Consider the following 15,101-nt stretch of genomic DNA (forward strand, 5'->3'; position numbering starts at 1 on the left):
GAGCTCCTTAAGCCAGGACGCCGGTCTGGCGCATGGCCTGACGCAGCGGTTCGTGGCAGCGCGGGCTGAGCCAGGTCAGAGGCAGGCGGATGCCCTCTGGAATCAGCCCCATTTCGTGCAGGGCGAACTTGACCGGGATGGGGTTGGATTCGATGAACAGCGACTTGTGCAGCGGCATCAGGCGATCGTTGATGGCACGGGCAGCGGCGGCGTCGCCACGCATGGCGGCGGCGCAGAGGTCGCTCATGGCGCGCGGGGCGACGTTGGCGGTCACCGAGATGTTGCCCTTGCCGCCCATCAGCATCAGCTCGACGGCGGTGGCGTCGTCACCGGAATAGACGAGGAAGTCCTTGCCGACGCGGTCCAGCACTTCCTTGCCGCGCTGCAGGTCGCCGGTGGCTTCCTTGATGCCGACGATGTTCGGCACCTTGGACAGGCGCTCGACAGTCTCGGGCAGCATGTCGCAGGCGGTGCGGCCCGGCACGTTGTAGAGGATCTGCGGGATGGCCACGGCTTCGGCGATGTGGCGGAAGTGCTGGTACAGGCCTTCCTGGGTCGGCTTGTTGTAGTACGGGGTTACCAGCAGGCAGGCGTCGGCGCCACCGGACTTCGCAGCCTCGGTCAGCTCGACAGCCTCGCGGGTGGAGTTGGCGCCGGTGCCGGCGATGACCGGGATACGGCCGTTGACCTGGTCGACGACACGACGGATGACGTCCAGGTGTTCGTTCACGTCCAGAGTGGCCGATTCACCCGTGGTGCCGACCGCTACGATGGCATTGGTGCCTTCCTGCAGGTGGAAGTCCACCAACTTGGCGAGGCTGTCCCAATCCAGTCGACCCTGAGCATCGAAGGGGGTGACCAGCGCCACCATACTGCCCGCAATCATGCAACCGCTCCTGCCGGAAAAAGAAAGCCGTAATGGTACTGTCGCCACCGGCCACGCACAAGGTGACGCAGCGACCCGCGAGCGGCCAGACATTCCCCTCATCGGCGCTTTTCGCTACCCTTTCTCCTTTGTCGATGCGGCCCGCTTGGCCGCCACTCCCAGGAAAGCTGCATGTCCACCTCTCACCCTCGTGAACAATTCCTTCTGATCAGTGCTCTGGGCCCGAACCCGATGGAGTTGACCAGCGTGCTGTGCCGCACCTGCGTCGACAACCGCTGCTCGGTGGTCAGCAGCCGCCTGACCCGTCACGGCGAGTTCAGCGCGCTGATCCTGCAGATCTCCGGCAGCTGGGATGCCCTGGCCCGCCTGGAAGGCGGTCTGCCGCCCCTGGCTAAGCGTCACGGCTTCACCCTCAGCGTCACGCGCAGCAATGTCCACGTCACCCGCGCCCAGGCCCTGCCCTATGTGGCCTATGTCAGCGCCGTCTATCGTCCGGACATCCTCAACGAGCTATGCCAGTTCTTCATCGATCACAACATCGAGCTGGAAAACCTCACCTGCGACACCTACCAGGCGCCGCACACCAACACCAGCATGCTCAACGCCACCATCACCGTGACGCTGCCGGCCGGCACCCAGATCAGCTGGCTGCGCGATCAGTTCCTCGACTTCGCCGATGCGCTGAACCTGGACGCGCTGATCGAACCCTGGCGTCCGCAGCATCCGTAAGGATGCTCTCAAGGAGAAAATTCCAATGGCAGTCGAACTGAACAAACCCGTCGCCGATTTCCAGGCCCCGGCCACCAGCGGCGTCGAATTCAGCCTGTCCGAACTCAAGGGCAAGCAGCTCGTCCTGTACTTCTACCCCAAGGACAGCACCCCTGGCTGCACCACCGAGGGCCAGGGCTTCCGCGACAAGATCGAGGACTTCGCCAAGGCCAACACCCTGGTATTCGGCGTCTCCCGCGATGGCATCAAGTCCCACGAGAACTTCAAGGCCAAGCAGTGCTTCCCCTTCGAACTGATCAGCGACAAGGACGAAGCCGTCTGCCAGCTGTTCGACGTGATCAAGCTGAAGAAGCTCTACGGCAAGGAATACATGGGAGTGGACCGCAGCACCTTCCTGATCGACGCCAAGGGTGTGCTGCGCCAGGAATGGCGCGGCGTGAAAGTGCCCGGCCATGTGGACGCCGTGCTCGCTGCCGCCCAGGAACTGAACAAGGGCTGAGTGACCGCACGCAAGAAAAAGGCCGCTTATCAGCGGCCTTTTTCTTTTCCCGGCTTCATCACATCAACGGGCTGACTTGCGGCTGCGGCGCGGGTTGCCGCGGCCAGGCGTCGAGCACGGCCTTCACCAAGGTCGCCAGCGGGATGGCGAAGAACACCCCCCAGAAGCCCCACAACCCGCCAAACAGCAGCACCGCACAGATGATGGCGACCGGGTGCAGGTTCACAGCCTCGGAGAACAGCAAAGGCACCAGGACGTTGCCATCGAGCGCCTGGATGATCGCATGGGCAACCATCAGGTAGATGAACTGATCGCTCCAGCCCCACTGGAACAGCGCGATCATCGCCACCGGCACAGTAACCACCACCGCGCCAATATAAGGCACCACCACCGAGAGGCCGACCAGCAGCGCGAGCAGCGCCGCGTAGTTGAGCCCCAGTACCGCGAAGGCGATGTAGGTCGTCACGCCGGTAATGAATATCTCGATGACCTTGCCACGGATGTAGTTGGCGATCTGCTGGTTCATCTCGTTCCACACCTGCTTCATCAACCCTCGCTCACGGGGCAGGTAGCGGCGGAACCAGTGGTAGAAGCGGCGGCGGTCCTTAAGGAAGAAGAACACCAGGATCGGCACCAGGACCAGGTAGATCATGATATTAACCACCACCGGCAGCCCCGACAGCGAGAAGGTCAGCGCCCACTGACCGAGTTGACCCAGTTCGTTGCGCGCCGCCTCGACGGTGTGCAGCACCTGCTCTTCGGTGACCATGTCCGGGTAGCGTTCGGGCAGCATCAACAGCGTCGCCTGCCACTCGCCGAGCATGCCGGGCAGCTCGTTGAACAGGGTGAACAACTGCTTCCAGAGCAGCGGCACAAGCACCAGCAGGAACACCGCCAGCAGCCCGAGGAACAGCGAATACACCAGCCACACCGCAAACAGGTGCGGCACGCGCAGGCGTTCGAGCACGCCGACCATGCCCTGGATCAGGAAGGCGATGACCATCGCCGCCAGCACCGGCGCGAGCATCCCGCCAAAGGCCAGGATGACGGTGAATCCCAGCCCGAGAATGACCGCCAGCACTATCGCCTCCTCGTCGGAGAAATAGCGCTGCATCCAGTCCTGCAAAACCTTGAGCATCAATGAAACCTGCGAAACGAATGGGGTAACATCGCGGCAACCCGCGATCGGGGGCTACTTCTTGCGCAGCCAGTAGCGATAGACGCCGGCTTCGACCTCTTCACGCAGCAACGAGTGCCCGGCAAGATCGGCGAAAACGCGGAAGTCTCGCTGGGAGCCAGCGTCGGTGGCGATCACCTTGAGCACCGCTCCGCTGGGAAGGCGGTTCAGCTCGAGCTTGGCCTTGAGCAGCGGCAATGGACAATTGAGACCGCTGGCGTCCAGCTCCGCGTCACAGACGGGGACGGACGGCGTGGAATCGGACATCGAAACGAACTCCGGTCAGGGCGCCCAAGAATACCGAAAGCGTTGGAAAAGTAACCAGGCCCTGCAGAGTCGCCATGCATGAATGAAATCGTCAGTCTCGGGGGTTGAAAGGGCTACGGAGCGGAAATACCCGTTTCGAATTGCGCCGTACTTCCTCCCTGCAAACTAGGCATAGGCGTCAGCGTGCGGCTAAAGTAGAGCCTTTCTCGGAACGAGCCTCGTGTACATGAAAGTACTCCGCCCTGCCCTGCTGTCGCTCGCTATCGCCTTCGCCATGCCGGCCCTGGCGGACGACCTGCCCTCACTGGGGGACGCAAGCTCGTCCATCGTCTCCCCGGAGCAGGAGTTCCAGCTCGGCCGCGCCTGGCTGAGCATGCTGCGCAACCAGGTCGACACGCTCAACGACCCGCAACTCAAGGACTATGTCGAGTCCAGCGTCTACCGCCTGGCCGAGTCCAGCGAACTGCAAGACCACCGCCTGGCCTTCATCCTGATCCGCGACAAGCAGATCAACGCCTTCGCCGCCCCCGGCGGCGTGGTCGGCGTCAACGGCGGCCTGTTCATCTACGCCCAGACCGAAGGCGAATACATCGCGGTACTGGCGCACGAGCTCGGCCACCTGAGCCAACGTCACTTCGCCCGTGGCATCGAAGCGCAACAGCGCATGCAGATTCCGGTGATGGCCGCCATGCTGGCCGGCATCGTCGCCGCCGCAGCAGGCGCCGGTGACGCCGGCATCGCCGCTATCGCCGGCACCCAGGCCGCGGCCATCCAGAACCAGCTGCGCTTCTCCCGGCAGAACGAGCAGGAAGCTGACCGCGTTGGCGTTGCCACCATGGTCCGCGCCGGCTACGACCCGCGATCCATGCCCAACATGTTCGAGCGCCTGGCCCGCCAGTACCGCTACGAGGGCAAGCCGCCGGAATTTCTGCTGACTCACCCGGTCACCGAATCGCGTATCGCCGACACCCGCAACCGCGCCGAGCAGTACCCCAAGGGCGGCAAGGAAGACTCGCTGCGCTACGAGCTGATGCGCGCCCGCGTCCAGCAGATGTTCGAAGACACGCCGGGCATGGCCAGCAAGCAGTTCCGCGCGCAACTCGACGAAGACCCGAAGAACGACGCCGCGCGCTACGGCCTTGCGCTGTCGCAGACCAAGATCGGCCAGCTCAACGACGCCCGCAGCAACCTCCAGCAGTTGCTGGCCAAGGCGCCCAACGACATCAGCTACAACCTGGCCATGTCCGATCTCGACATCACCGCCAACAAGCTGCCCGACGCCCAGGCGCGGGTGCAGAAGATGCTCGGCCAGTACCCGGACAGCTACCCGCTGATCCAGGCCAATGCCGACCTGATGATGAAGACCAACCGCGCAGCTGACGCCGAGAAGACGTTGTTCAAGCTGTCCCAGCGCCGCCCACTGGACCCGGACGTGTGGAACCGCCTGGCGGACGCCTGCACCCTGAGCGGCAACGCCATCGGCGTATACCAGGCCAGAGCGGAGTACTACGCGCTCACCGGCGACTACAAGCAGGCTATCGAGCAGTTGGACTTCGCCAAGCGCCGCGCCGGCGGCAACTTCACCCTGGCCGCGCGCCTGGATGCCCGCCAGCAGGAGTTCCGCGAGCAGGAGCGCATACTCAAGGAAATGATGGGCCGCTGAGCCCCTCTCCCGCCCACAAAAAAGCCCGGCATCTGCCGGGCTTTTTCATTCACGCATGCTGATCAGGCATTGCCCGCCAGCTTCAACTTCGCCGCCTGGGTAAAGTCGAGCATGCGCTTGAGCGGCTTGATCGCCTTGGGAATCAGCGCCGGGTCGACGAAGATTTCGCCCGAGCCGTCCTTCAGGCACGCCAGGGTGCGCTCAAGGGTGTTCATAGCCATCCACGGGCAGTGCGCACAGCTGCGGCAGGCAGCGCCGTTGCCGGCGGTGGGCGCCTCGATGAATTCCTTGTCCGGGCACAGCTGCTGCATCTTGTAGAAGATGCCGCGGTCGGTGGCGACGATGAAGCGTTTGTTCGGCAGTGTTTGCGCGGCCTTGATCAACTGGCTGGTGGAGCCCACGGCATCGGCCAGGTCCACAACGGCTTCCGGCGATTCGGGGTGCACCAGGATCGCGGCGTCCGGGTAGATCGCCTTGAGGTCTTCCAGCTGCTTGGCCTTGAACTCCTCGTGAACGATGCAGGCACCGTCCCAGAGCAGCATGTCGGCGCCAGTCTCGCGCTGGATATAGCGGCCCAGGTGCTGGTCCGGCGCCCAGAGGATCGGCTCGCCGTTGTCCATCAGGTGCTCGACGATTTCCACGGCGCAGCTGGAGGTCACCACCCAGTCGGCGCGCGCCTTCACGGCTGCCGAGGTATTCGCATAGACCACCACGGTGCGCTCGGGATGTTGGTCGCAGAAAGCGGAGAACTCTTCCACCGGGCAGCCCAGGTCCAGCGAGCAGGTCGCCTCCAGGGTCGGCATCAGCACGCGCTTTTCCGGGTTGAGGATCTTCGCGGTCTCGCCCATGAAGCGAACACCGGCGACCACCACGGTCTGCGCCGAATGCTGGTTGCCGAAGCGGGCCATTTCCAGCGAGTCGGAAACGCAGCCGCCAGTTTCTTCGGCCAGCGCCTGGATCACCGGGTCGCAGTAGTAGTGCGCGACGAGTACAGCGTTCTGCGCCTTCAGCTCGGCAGCGATGGCAGCACGGTAGTCGGCCTCTTCCTGCGCGCTCAGCACCCGCGGCTGCTTGGCTGCCAGATGGGCCTGGACCAGAAGGCGTTCGGAAATCTGGGACATCGTGTGAAAACCTCAACAGGCACGGTCTGATTATGCCGGCGATTTTATCACCACCGCCTTACGACGCGGTGCACCGTGGATGGCCATACGGCAGACTTTTTCCGGCACATGGCAAAAGCCCCGTGATCTTTCGATCACGGGGCTTTTGTCTTACATGTTGGTGGGTCGTGTGGGATTCGAACCTACGACCAATTGGTTAAAAGCCAACTGCTCTACCGACTGAGCTAACGACCCAACGTGGGGCGTATAATACTGATTTCTAACGCAAAAACAACACCCTTCGAAAACTTTTTTCAGAAATACCGCGTCGGGTCGGAAATTCCCGCGGCCCAAAAGCCCTCGGAACGCAGTCGACAGCTATCGCATTTACCGCACGCCAGCCCGTCATCATCAGCCTGATAGCAGGAAACGGTCAGGCTATAGTCCACGCCCCGGGCGATACCCGCCTCGATGATCTGCGCCTTGGAAAGGAACTGCAACGGCGCCTGGATGCGGAAGCCGTCGCCCTCCACACCGGCCTTGGTCGCCAGGTTGGCCATGCGCTCGAAAGCCTCGACGAACTCGGGACGACAATCCGGGTAGCCGGAATAATCCACGGCGTTCACGCCGATGAAGATATCCCGCGCACCGAGCACCTCCGCCCACCCCAGCGCGAGCGAAAGGAAAACGGTATTGCGCGCCGGCACGTAGGTGACCGGGATACCTTCGCTGGGTGCCTCGGGCACATCGATGCGGCTATCGGTCAGGGCGGAGCCGCCGATGCCGTTCAGGTTCAGGCCGATCACCTTGTGCTCGATCACGCCCTGCTGGCGAGCGACCCGCTCGGCCGCCTGCAACTCGGCGCGGTGACGCTGGCCGTAGTCGAAGCTCATGGTGTAGCAGTCGTAGCCTTCAGCCTTGGCCATGGCGACCACGGTCGCGGAGTCCAGGCCGCCGGAGAGCAGAATCACGGCTTTCTTGTCATTCACAGTCTTGTTGACGGACATAAACAGGGTTTCCTCCGCGCTCAATGGCCCGGCTCGTCGTTCCAGAGAATCTTGTGCAACTGCAGTTGCAGGCGCACCGGCAGGTTGTCGCTGACGATCCAGTCGGCCAGGGCGCGGGCGCTCACTTCGCGGTGACTGGGCGAGAACAGCACCTCCCCGGCGCGCAGCTCCAGGCGGTACTCGATCAGCTTGGAGACAGCCCAGTCATAGTCCTCGCGGGAGCAGATGACGAACTTCACCTGATCGTTTGACGTCAGCTCGCCGATGTTCTCGTAGCGATTGCGCACCACTTCCCCGGAGCACGGCGTCTTCAAGTCGAGGATACGGCTGACGCGGCGGTCGGTGCCGGAGATGTCCAGTGCACCACTGGTTTCCAGCGACACCTCATAACCGGCATCACACAGGCGCTGGAGCAGCGGGATGCAGTTGGGCTGTGCCAAAGGCTCGCCGCCGGTCACGCAGACGTAGCGCGGGAGGTACTGAGCAACCTGATCGAGGATAGCGTCGAGGGTCTGGATCTCGCCGCCACTGAAGGCATAGGCGGTATCGCAGTAGTTGCAACGCAGGGGGCAGCCAGTCAGGCGTACGAACACGGTCGGCAAGCCGGCGGTGCGCGTTTCCCCCTGCAACGAGTAGAAAATCTCGGTAATGCGCAGGGTCTGTTGCATATCAGCCACGGGCGTGACGGCTACACAGGCCATCCGCCTCCGTTGCGTTGGAGTCGTGGGTACGGTGGAGTACCCGGCAAAGCCCGGAGCACAGCAGACATCAGCCGAGCTGAAACCACTGTCGCTTCCGAGAGCGGCGACGATTCTACCAGAAGTCGCCCTCGCCTTCCGAAGATCGGAGCGTCCGAAACATGCAATGGCGGGTCATCGCTTTCCGTTAGCCACGTCAGACTCGGTGAGCACCGTCCCTAGGCACGCGCCGCGCTGTTAACGTCACCCGACCGGCGCACAAGACCGGCCCCACGCCATGAAGGAGAACTGTATGACGGTTGCGCACTTCCATGTTTACAAGGACATCCGCCACGAATGGCGCTGGCGATTCGTGGCGAAGAACTCGAAAATCATCGCCATGAGTTCGGAGAGCTATCACAACCTCACCGATTGCGAACACTCCATCGCACTACTGCAACATGGAGCCGAAGCGCCCATCCGCGGCGACGAACACTATGAGCAGTTGCGCCCCTGACGACTCGCCATGTGCTGTCCGGCGCCCACAAAAAAAGCCCGCGATCAATGCGGGCTTTTTTTGTGGGCGAATCCTTACTTGAGGTTCTTCAGGTCACGCTGGGACAGTTGTGCAGCGGAAGTACCCGGATACTGGGCCACGACCTGCTGCAGGATGCCACGAGCCTTGTCGTTGTTGCCCAGGCGACGCTCGACGTCGGCAAGCTTGTACAGCGAGTCCGGCACCTTGGCGCTGCTCGGGTAGGCCTGGCTGACGCGAGCGAAAGCCTGGCCGGCGCCCTGCAGGTCACCTTTGGCGAGATTCACCTCACCCAGCCAGTACTGCGCGTTGCCAGCGTACTGGCTGCTCGGGTACTTGCGCAGGAAGGCGCCGAAGGCCTGGCTGGCCTTGTCGAAGTCCTTGGCCTTGATCAGATCGAAGGCGGCGTCGTAGTAGAGCTTCTCTTTTGCCGGGTCACCCGGCTCGCTGCTGGCGGCGGGCTGCTGTTGCTGGGCGGCGGCAGTGCCTGCGCCTGCGGCAACTCCGGCACTTGCGCCGGCAGCGGGGGAATTGGGTTGAACAGCAGCACCTGCCGCTCCTGCACCTGCACCGCTTGAAAGGCGGCTGTCGATGTCCTGGAAGCGTTCCTGGTTTTCCTGCTTCATTTGCTGGATCTGGTTCTGCTGCTCTTCGAGCATGCCACGCAGACGGGACATTTCGTCCTGCATCTGCTGCAGCTGCATGAACAGCTGAGCCTGACCGGAGACGGGAGTAGTCATCCCGCCTCCGGCGTAGGCGCCATCGGCGCCTGCGGTGCCATAACCCGAGGGCGGTGTGCTGGCATAGCCGCCATTACCGTCCTGTACCGGAACCGCGGCTGCCGCCATTAGGGGCAGTCCGCATGCGATCAAGGTCAGAAAACGCAGGCGCATCGGCATCAGGTCTTACTTCTTCAGCTCAACGCGACGGTTCTGGGCCCAGGACTGCTCGTCATGGCCAGTGGCAACCGGACGCTCTTTGCCGTAGGAAACCAGTTCCAGCTGAGCCGGGGAAACGCCCTGCAGTACCAGATAGCGCTGAACGGCCTTGGCACGGCGCTCGCCCAGAGCCATGTTGTACTCACGGGTGCCGCGCTCGTCAGTGTGACCTTCCAGAACTACGCGCTGGCCGGAACCCTTCAGGTCCTTGGCGTGTACGTCCAGGGCACGCATAGCTTCCGGCTTCAGGTCGGAGCTGTCGTACTCGAAGTAGAAGGTGGTGATAGCGCGCAGAGCGGCTTCGTCGCTCAGGGAGCCATCAACGGCACCGCTGTTGGCGCCGTAGCCAGCGTTCGGATCAACGCCGCCATTGGCGCCTTCGCCAGTAGCATCGCCTTTCTTGGACGAACAGCCGACGGCAACAGCCATGGCGAGGGCGATAACGGCAAATTTGCCGAATTTCAGCATTTCCATCATGTAACTCCTAATGAACCCCAGTGTATAAATTTGAAACAGTTGGCAACCGTCAGTTCAGGTAAGGGGACCAGGAAGGCTCGCGCACGTCGCCTTGAGCGGTGGGTAGCGGTAACCGAACACGTCCGTTGATGCTCACGAGCATTAACACGCCCCGGTCCTGCTGGCGGGTGGCGTATATTAGCATCGTGCCATTTGGCGCAACAGTGGGCGAATCATCCAGGTTGGTGTTGGAAAGTACCCGGAGATTACCGCGCTGAAGGTCCTGAGCTGCAATCTGGAAGTTAGTGAAACCGTCCTGGCGGTGAACCATGACCAGGGTCTTCTCGTCCGCCGACAGTTTCGGGTTGGCGTTGTAGTTGCCGATGAAGGTCACGCGGTCGGTAGCGCCCGAGTTCACGTTCATCTTGTAGATCTGCGGTTTGCCGCCACGATCCGAGGTGAAGTAAAGGGTTGAGCCGTCCGCCCCCCAGAAGGGTTCGGTGTCGATCGCCGAGTTGTTGGTCAGGCGACGCAGCTGGCGGCTGCCCAGGTCCATCACGTAAATTTCCGGGTTGCCGTCGCGCGACAGCACAAAGGCCAGGCGGGTGCCGTCCGGCGAGAAGGCCGGGGCGCCGTTGAGGCCTTCGAAGTTGGAGATCTGCTCGCGGCGACCGGTGTCAACGTACTGCATGAAGATGCGAGGACGCTTCTGCTCGAACGACACGTAAGCGATACGGCGGCCATCGGGCGAGAACCGCGGCGAGAGGATCGGCTCGCGCGACTGCAACAGGGTCACCGGGCGTGCGCCGTCATAGTCCGAGCGCTGCAGGGTGTAGCGGGTGTTGTCCACCGAGAAGCGCTCCGCAGTCACGTAGAGCAGCTTGGTGGAGAACGCGCCCTTGATACCGGTGAGCTTCTCGAACGACTGATCAGCGATGTAGTGCGACATGTCGCGTAGCTGGTCGGTAGTGCCGCCCACGCTGCCGGTCAGAACCTGCTCCTGGGTCGCCACGTTGAGCAGGGCGTACTGGATCTGCAGACGGCCACCGCTGGGCACGATGCTGCCGACCAGAACGTACTGCGCGCCAAGGGCCTGCCAGTCGCGGTAGATCACTTCGCTGGCCTGGGCCGGCTGGCTGATCATGTTCTGGCGCGGGATCGGCTCGAAGTAACCGGAGTTGCGCAGGTCATTGCCGATGATGTTCGACATGTCTTCGGGCAGGACGTTGCCGCCCTGCCAACCGAACGGAACCACGGCGATCGGAACGGCCGAGTCACGACCGCTGGAGATCACCAGCGGGTCGGCGGCCTGCGCGACACCGGCCACCAGGGCCAGGGCGAAGAGCGCGAAGCGAATCAGGGTACTCACAGATCTAAATCCTCCGGTTTGAAGACCATTCGGCGCTGACGATACAGGCTATCGAACGTGGCGCGATCCAGTTTTTGCAGTTCGGGAATACGGCCCACGTTTTTGACCGCTGCCACCGCCGAGTCGTCGAACGGCTTGTCACCACTGGAGCGCGTCACACTCACGTTGGTGATGGCGCCACTCGGCAGCATCTGAATCAGCACTTCTACGCTCATTCCGTTACGAGCTGAAGGAGGACGGCTCCACTGCTGGCTAACCAGGCTGACGATCAGATCGTCGAAGTTGCCCGCCACCTCGTTACCTTGCTCGTCGGCCAGGGCCTGTTGCCGCTGCGTGTCATCCGACAGCAGCTCGGCCAGCGCCTGGGCCTTCTTGTCTTCCGTTGCCTTGCGGGCTGCAGCGGCGGCCGCAGCGGCGGCCTTCTTCTTCGCAGCCTCGACCGCGGCAGCCTTCTTCTTGGCTTCGTCCGCGGCGGCTTTTTTCTTCGCATCCTCGGCGGCCTTCTTCTTGGCCTCCTCGGCAGCTTTCTTCTTCGCCTCCTCAGCGGCCTCTTTCTTGGCCTCTTCCTCGGCTTTCTTCTTGGCGATATCCGCCTGCTGTTTCTGCTCGGCAGCCTTCGCCTCTGCCGCTTTCTTGGCGGCCGCAGCGGCATCGGCCGCCTTCTTGGCGTCATCTGCCTTCTTGGCTTCAGCGGCCTTCTCAGCGGCATCTGCAGCTTTTTGAGCGGCATCGGCCTTCTTTTGTTCCTCGGCTTTCGCAGCAGCCAATGCCTGCTGCTCAGCCTTCTTCTGCTCGAGCTGCTCCTGCTCGTATTGCTTGGCCGAAGTCTTCTTCGACTCACCGGCTATCTTCTGGTTAGTCTGCTGGGTCGCCTGGCTCTTGGACTTGAGCTGGTACAGGGTGGCCTGGACGATCGGCCGCGAAGGCGGCAGTTCAGGCGTACTGGCCCAACTGACGAACAACATGGCGAAGATCAGTACATGCAGGGCCACGGCCAGGACCGTGGGCCAGAAGTAGCCTTCCGATTGAGAGCGCTCGAGCTGGTGCATCAACTACCTGGTGCCTCGGTAATCAGACCGACGTTGCCGACTCCGGCCTTCTGCAGACCGCCCATGACGGCCATGACCGAGCCATAGTCGACTGCCTTGTCGCCACGGACGAAGACCTGGACTTTCTTACCCTGGCGGCTGTTCTCGGCCATGATGCCGGAGGCAGCGTTGACCAGTTGATCGAGGTCCACGGCAGTCTGGCTGGCTTTGCCCTGGTCCGGGTCCACTTCGGAGCCCATGTTCCAGTAGTAGGTCTTGTCGGCCTTGATGGAGATGGTGAGCACGCGGGAATCGTTATCCTGCGGCAGCGCTTCGCTGGAAACCTTGGGCAGGTCGACCTTGACGCCCTGGTTGAGCATGGGCGCGGTCACCATGAAAATGACCAGCAGCACCAACATCACGTCGATGTAGGGCACCACGTTCATTTCCGCGACCGGCTTGCGCTTGTGACGAACTCTTGCCATGACGGCTTACCTCTTGGTCGTCGATCAATCGTCGCTGGTGTGCACTTTGCGGTGCAGGATCGCCTGGAACTCGTCGGCGAAGGTGTAGTAGCGACCGATGAGCATTTCCGAGCGGGCGGCGAAACGGTTGTAGGCGATGACCGCGGGGATGGCCGCGAACAGGCCGATGGCGGTGGCGATCAGCGCTTCGGCAATACCCGGCGCCACGGTGGCGAGGGTGGCCTGCTGCACGGTGGCCAGGCCACGGAAGGAGTTCATGATGCCCCACACGGTGCCGAACAGACCGATGTACGGGCTGGTGGAACCGACGGTGGCGAGGAAGGGCAGGCTGGTTTCCAGCTTCTCTTCCTCGCGGGAAATCGCGACACGCATGGCGCGGGAAACGCCCTCCATCACCGCATCCGGATCAACGCCGGCCTGCTGGCGCAGACGGGAGAATTCCTTGAAGCCGGCACGGAAGATCTGCTCGACCCCCGAATCCGGATCGGGGTTGCTGCCCGCCTGGCGATAGAGCTTGGACAGGTCGATGCCCGACCAGAAGCGCTCTTCGAAGGTTTCCAGGGCCTTCTTCGCCGAGCGCATCATGTTGCTGCGCTGGAAAATCATGATCCAGGAAGTGACCGATGCGGCCACCAGGGTCAGCATTACCAGCTGTACCACGACGCTGGCGTTACTGATCAAGCTCCACATGGAAGTATGGTCGACGACGTTCGGTTCCACGTTAATCTCCTGCTGAAAGGGTGTCCGGACTGCCGGCAAATGCCGCACGCAACACATCTGGGATAGCGCGGGGTTTCAGGTTGTCCGCCCGCACGCACGCCACCAGGAATCGCCCCTCGCAGAGCAAGGTCGAATCCGACGCCCGTCGAACCTGTTGACGAAACTTCAGGCTCGCACGGTTCAACTCCTCCACCTCTGCGCTGACGAGCAGCTCATCATCCAGGCGAGCGGGCGCGTGATAACGCGCCTCGGCCGAATGAACGACAAAAAGCAGGTTCTCCCCCGCCAGCTGTGACTGGGCGAAGCCCAGATCACGCAGCCGCTCGGTACGAGCCCGCTCCATGAACTTGAGGTAGTTGACGTAGTAGACGATGCCGCCGGCATCGGTGTCCTCGTAATAGACCCGATACCGCTGCTGGAACGGCTGACCCCCGTGTTGCGCGCGCATACTCTAGAACCAAGTAAAGACTTTGCCAATCGGCAATCGTCTACAAATGCAATTAATTACCATCTTCAGGGACGAACAGATCCGGCGTCGCCCCCTCCCCCATCCGCTTCGGCACGTTCAGGCCGAAATGCAGGTACGCATGCCGGGTAACCACACGGCCACGCGGTGTGCGCATGATATAGCCTTGCTGGATCAGATAGGGCTCCAGCACGTCTTCAATCGTGTGTCTTTCTTCGCTGATGGCCGCCGCCAGGTTGTCGATACCCACCGGACCACCATCGAACTTGTCGATCATGGTCAGCAGCAGGCGGCGATCCTGGTGATCGAAGCCCCTTTCATCCACATCCAGCAGGTTCAGTGCCTTATCGGCGATGTCGCTACTGATGTGCCCGGTGCCGCGCACCTCGGCAAAATCCCGCACCCGACGCAGTAGGCGGTTGGCGATCCGCGGCGTACCGCGGGCGCGCCGGGCAATCTCGTACGCGCCCGCCGGCTCGATCTCAAGACCGAGGATGCTCGCAGAACGGGCAACGATGCTGGACAGGTCGTCCACACCGTAGAATTCAAGACGCTGCACGATACCGAAGCGGTCACGCAGCGGGTTGGTCAGCATGCCGGCGCGCGTAGTCGCCCCCACCAGGGTGAAGGGCGGCAGATCGAGCTTGATCGAGCGCGCAGCCGGACCCTCGCCGATCATGATGTCCAGCTGGAAGTCTTCCATGGCCGGATACAGCACTTCCTCGACGATGGGCGACAGGCGATGAATCTCGTCCACGAACAGGACGTCGTTAGGCTCGAGATTGGTCAATATCGCCGCCAGGTCTCCGGGGCGCTCCAGCACCGGGCCGGAGGTACTCTTGATCGAAACCCCCATCTCCTGAGCGATGATGTTCGCCAGGGTGGTCTTGCCCAGGCCGGGCGGGCCGAAGATCAGCGTGTGGTCCAACGCTTCCTGACGCCCACGAGCCGCCTGGATGAACAGCTCCATCTGCTCGCGCACCACGGGCTGGCCGACGTAGTCCGCCAGCTTGAGCGGGCGGATGGCACGGTCGAACTGCTCTTCGCGGTCACGACTGGAGACAGAGGAAATCAGGCGATCGGCTTCGATCATCACTAT

Annotated in this window: 18 protein-coding genes and 1 tRNA gene; 4 read left to right on the forward strand and 15 right to left on the reverse strand. The window is 62.5% G+C overall.

Translation table 11 applies throughout. The features are described 5' to 3' along the window. Positions 1-7 precede the first annotated feature (7 nt). Positions 8-886, reverse strand: a complete 879-nt coding sequence (gene dapA, locus IB274_RS02655; protein ID WP_045210343.1) for a 4-hydroxy-tetrahydrodipicolinate synthase — start codon at positions 884-886, stop codon at positions 8-10. A 171-nt stretch (positions 887-1,057) separates the two neighbouring features. On the opposite strand from dapA, the gene IB274_RS02660 reads away from it, so the two are divergent. After that, the gene (locus tag IB274_RS02660; RefSeq protein WP_081520171.1) at positions 1,058-1,615 is read left to right on the forward strand and encodes a glycine cleavage system protein R; all 558 of its coding nucleotides are present in this window, start codon (positions 1,058-1,060) and stop codon (positions 1,613-1,615) included. 25 nt (positions 1,616-1,640) lie between these two features. Next, positions 1,641-2,114: a peroxiredoxin gene (locus IB274_RS02665; protein WP_192430538.1), complete on the forward strand. Its 474-nt coding sequence runs from the start codon at positions 1,641-1,643 to the stop codon at positions 2,112-2,114. Positions 2,115-2,172: 58 nt separating this feature from the next. Here the strand turns inward: IB274_RS02665 and IB274_RS02670 are convergent, their stop codons facing one another. Beyond that, complete coding sequence (locus IB274_RS02670) at positions 2,173-3,252, reverse strand: AI-2E family transporter (protein ID WP_192430539.1); 1,080 nt, start codon at positions 3,250-3,252, stop codon at positions 2,173-2,175. A 54-nt stretch (positions 3,253-3,306) separates the two neighbouring features. Beyond that, a complete protein-coding gene (locus IB274_RS02675; protein ID WP_192430540.1) occupies positions 3,307-3,558 on the reverse strand; it encodes a sulfurtransferase TusA family protein in 252 nt (83 codons plus the stop codon). 226 nt (positions 3,559-3,784) lie between these two features. Here IB274_RS02675 and IB274_RS02680 point away from each other — a divergent pair, with 226 nt between their 5' ends. Continuing rightward, entirely contained in the window at positions 3,785-5,221 is a 1,437-nt protein-coding gene (locus IB274_RS02680; RefSeq protein WP_192430541.1) for a M48 family metalloprotease, read from the forward strand. A 62-nt stretch (positions 5,222-5,283) separates the two neighbouring features. Here IB274_RS02680 and nadA read toward each other — a convergent pair whose 3' ends face one another. The 4 genes from nadA to queE all read right to left on the reverse strand — a co-directional run bounded on the left by nadA (position 5,284) and on the right by queE (position 7,996). Continuing rightward, on the reverse strand, positions 5,284-6,342 hold the full coding sequence (gene nadA, locus IB274_RS02685; RefSeq protein ID WP_192430542.1) for a quinolinate synthase NadA: 1,059 nt from the start codon (positions 6,340-6,342) through the stop codon (positions 5,284-5,286). 158 nt (positions 6,343-6,500) lie between these two features. Continuing rightward, a tRNA-Lys gene (locus IB274_RS02690) sits at positions 6,501-6,576 on the reverse strand. A gap of 59 nt (positions 6,577-6,635) precedes the next feature. Beyond that, positions 6,636-7,328, reverse strand: a complete 693-nt coding sequence (gene queC / locus IB274_RS02695) for a 7-cyano-7-deazaguanine synthase QueC (protein WP_192430543.1) — start codon at positions 7,326-7,328, stop codon at positions 6,636-6,638. 20 nt (positions 7,329-7,348) lie between these two features. Continuing rightward, positions 7,349-7,996 carry a 7-carboxy-7-deazaguanine synthase QueE gene (gene queE / locus IB274_RS02700; RefSeq protein WP_192430544.1) on the reverse strand — a complete coding sequence of 216 codons (648 nt, stop codon included), beginning with the start codon at positions 7,994-7,996 and terminating at the stop codon, positions 7,349-7,351. A 322-nt stretch (positions 7,997-8,318) separates the two neighbouring features. Here queE and IB274_RS02705 point away from each other — a divergent pair, with 322 nt between their 5' ends. Next, positions 8,319-8,522 carry a YegP family protein gene (locus tag IB274_RS02705; protein WP_192430545.1) on the forward strand — a complete coding sequence of 68 codons (204 nt, stop codon included), beginning with the start codon at positions 8,319-8,321 and terminating at the stop codon, positions 8,520-8,522. Positions 8,523-8,596: 74 nt separating this feature from the next. On the opposite strand, the gene ybgF is transcribed toward IB274_RS02705, so the two are convergent. The 8 genes from ybgF to ruvB are packed head-to-tail and all read right to left on the reverse strand — an operon-like array spanning position 8,597 to position 15,095. Continuing rightward, entirely contained in the window at positions 8,597-9,439 is an 843-nt protein-coding gene (ybgF, locus tag IB274_RS02710; protein WP_192430546.1) for a tol-pal system protein YbgF, read from the reverse strand. A 6-nt stretch (positions 9,440-9,445) separates the two neighbouring features. Further along, positions 9,446-9,952: a peptidoglycan-associated lipoprotein Pal gene (pal, locus tag IB274_RS02715; RefSeq protein ID WP_017522099.1), complete on the reverse strand. Its 507-nt coding sequence runs from the start codon at positions 9,950-9,952 to the stop codon at positions 9,446-9,448. A 52-nt stretch (positions 9,953-10,004) separates the two neighbouring features. After that, complete coding sequence (gene tolB, locus IB274_RS02720) at positions 10,005-11,303, reverse strand: Tol-Pal system beta propeller repeat protein TolB (protein WP_192430547.1); 1,299 nt, start codon at positions 11,301-11,303, stop codon at positions 10,005-10,007. Further along, positions 11,300-12,355, reverse strand: a complete 1,056-nt coding sequence (gene tolA, locus IB274_RS02725) for a cell envelope integrity protein TolA (RefSeq protein WP_192430548.1) — start codon at positions 12,353-12,355, stop codon at positions 11,300-11,302. Before tolA ends, tolB begins: the two co-directional genes overlap by 4 nt. Further along, positions 12,352-12,816, reverse strand: coding sequence for a protein TolR (gene tolR / locus IB274_RS02730; protein ID WP_026079377.1), 465 nt, complete (start codon positions 12,814-12,816; stop codon positions 12,352-12,354). The genes tolA and tolR overlap by 4 nt, the downstream gene beginning before the upstream one ends. A 24-nt stretch (positions 12,817-12,840) precedes the next feature. After that, positions 12,841-13,536, reverse strand: coding sequence for a protein TolQ (gene tolQ, locus IB274_RS02735; protein WP_045210353.1), 696 nt, complete (start codon positions 13,534-13,536; stop codon positions 12,841-12,843). A 1-nt stretch (position 13,537) separates the two neighbouring features. Beyond that, a complete protein-coding gene (gene ybgC / locus IB274_RS02740; protein WP_192430549.1) occupies positions 13,538-13,984 on the reverse strand; it encodes a tol-pal system-associated acyl-CoA thioesterase in 447 nt (148 codons plus the stop codon). Positions 13,985-14,036: 52 nt separating this feature from the next. Next, positions 14,037-15,095 carry a Holliday junction branch migration DNA helicase RuvB gene (gene ruvB, locus IB274_RS02745; RefSeq protein ID WP_192430550.1) on the reverse strand — a complete coding sequence of 353 codons (1,059 nt, stop codon included), beginning with the start codon at positions 15,093-15,095 and terminating at the stop codon, positions 14,037-14,039. Between the last annotated feature and the right edge of the window lie 6 nt (positions 15,096-15,101).

It is taken from the genome of Pseudomonas sp. PDM18, from assembly GCF_014852585.1.
In the GTDB taxonomy this organism is placed as follows: domain Bacteria; phylum Pseudomonadota; class Gammaproteobacteria; order Pseudomonadales; family Pseudomonadaceae; genus Pseudomonas.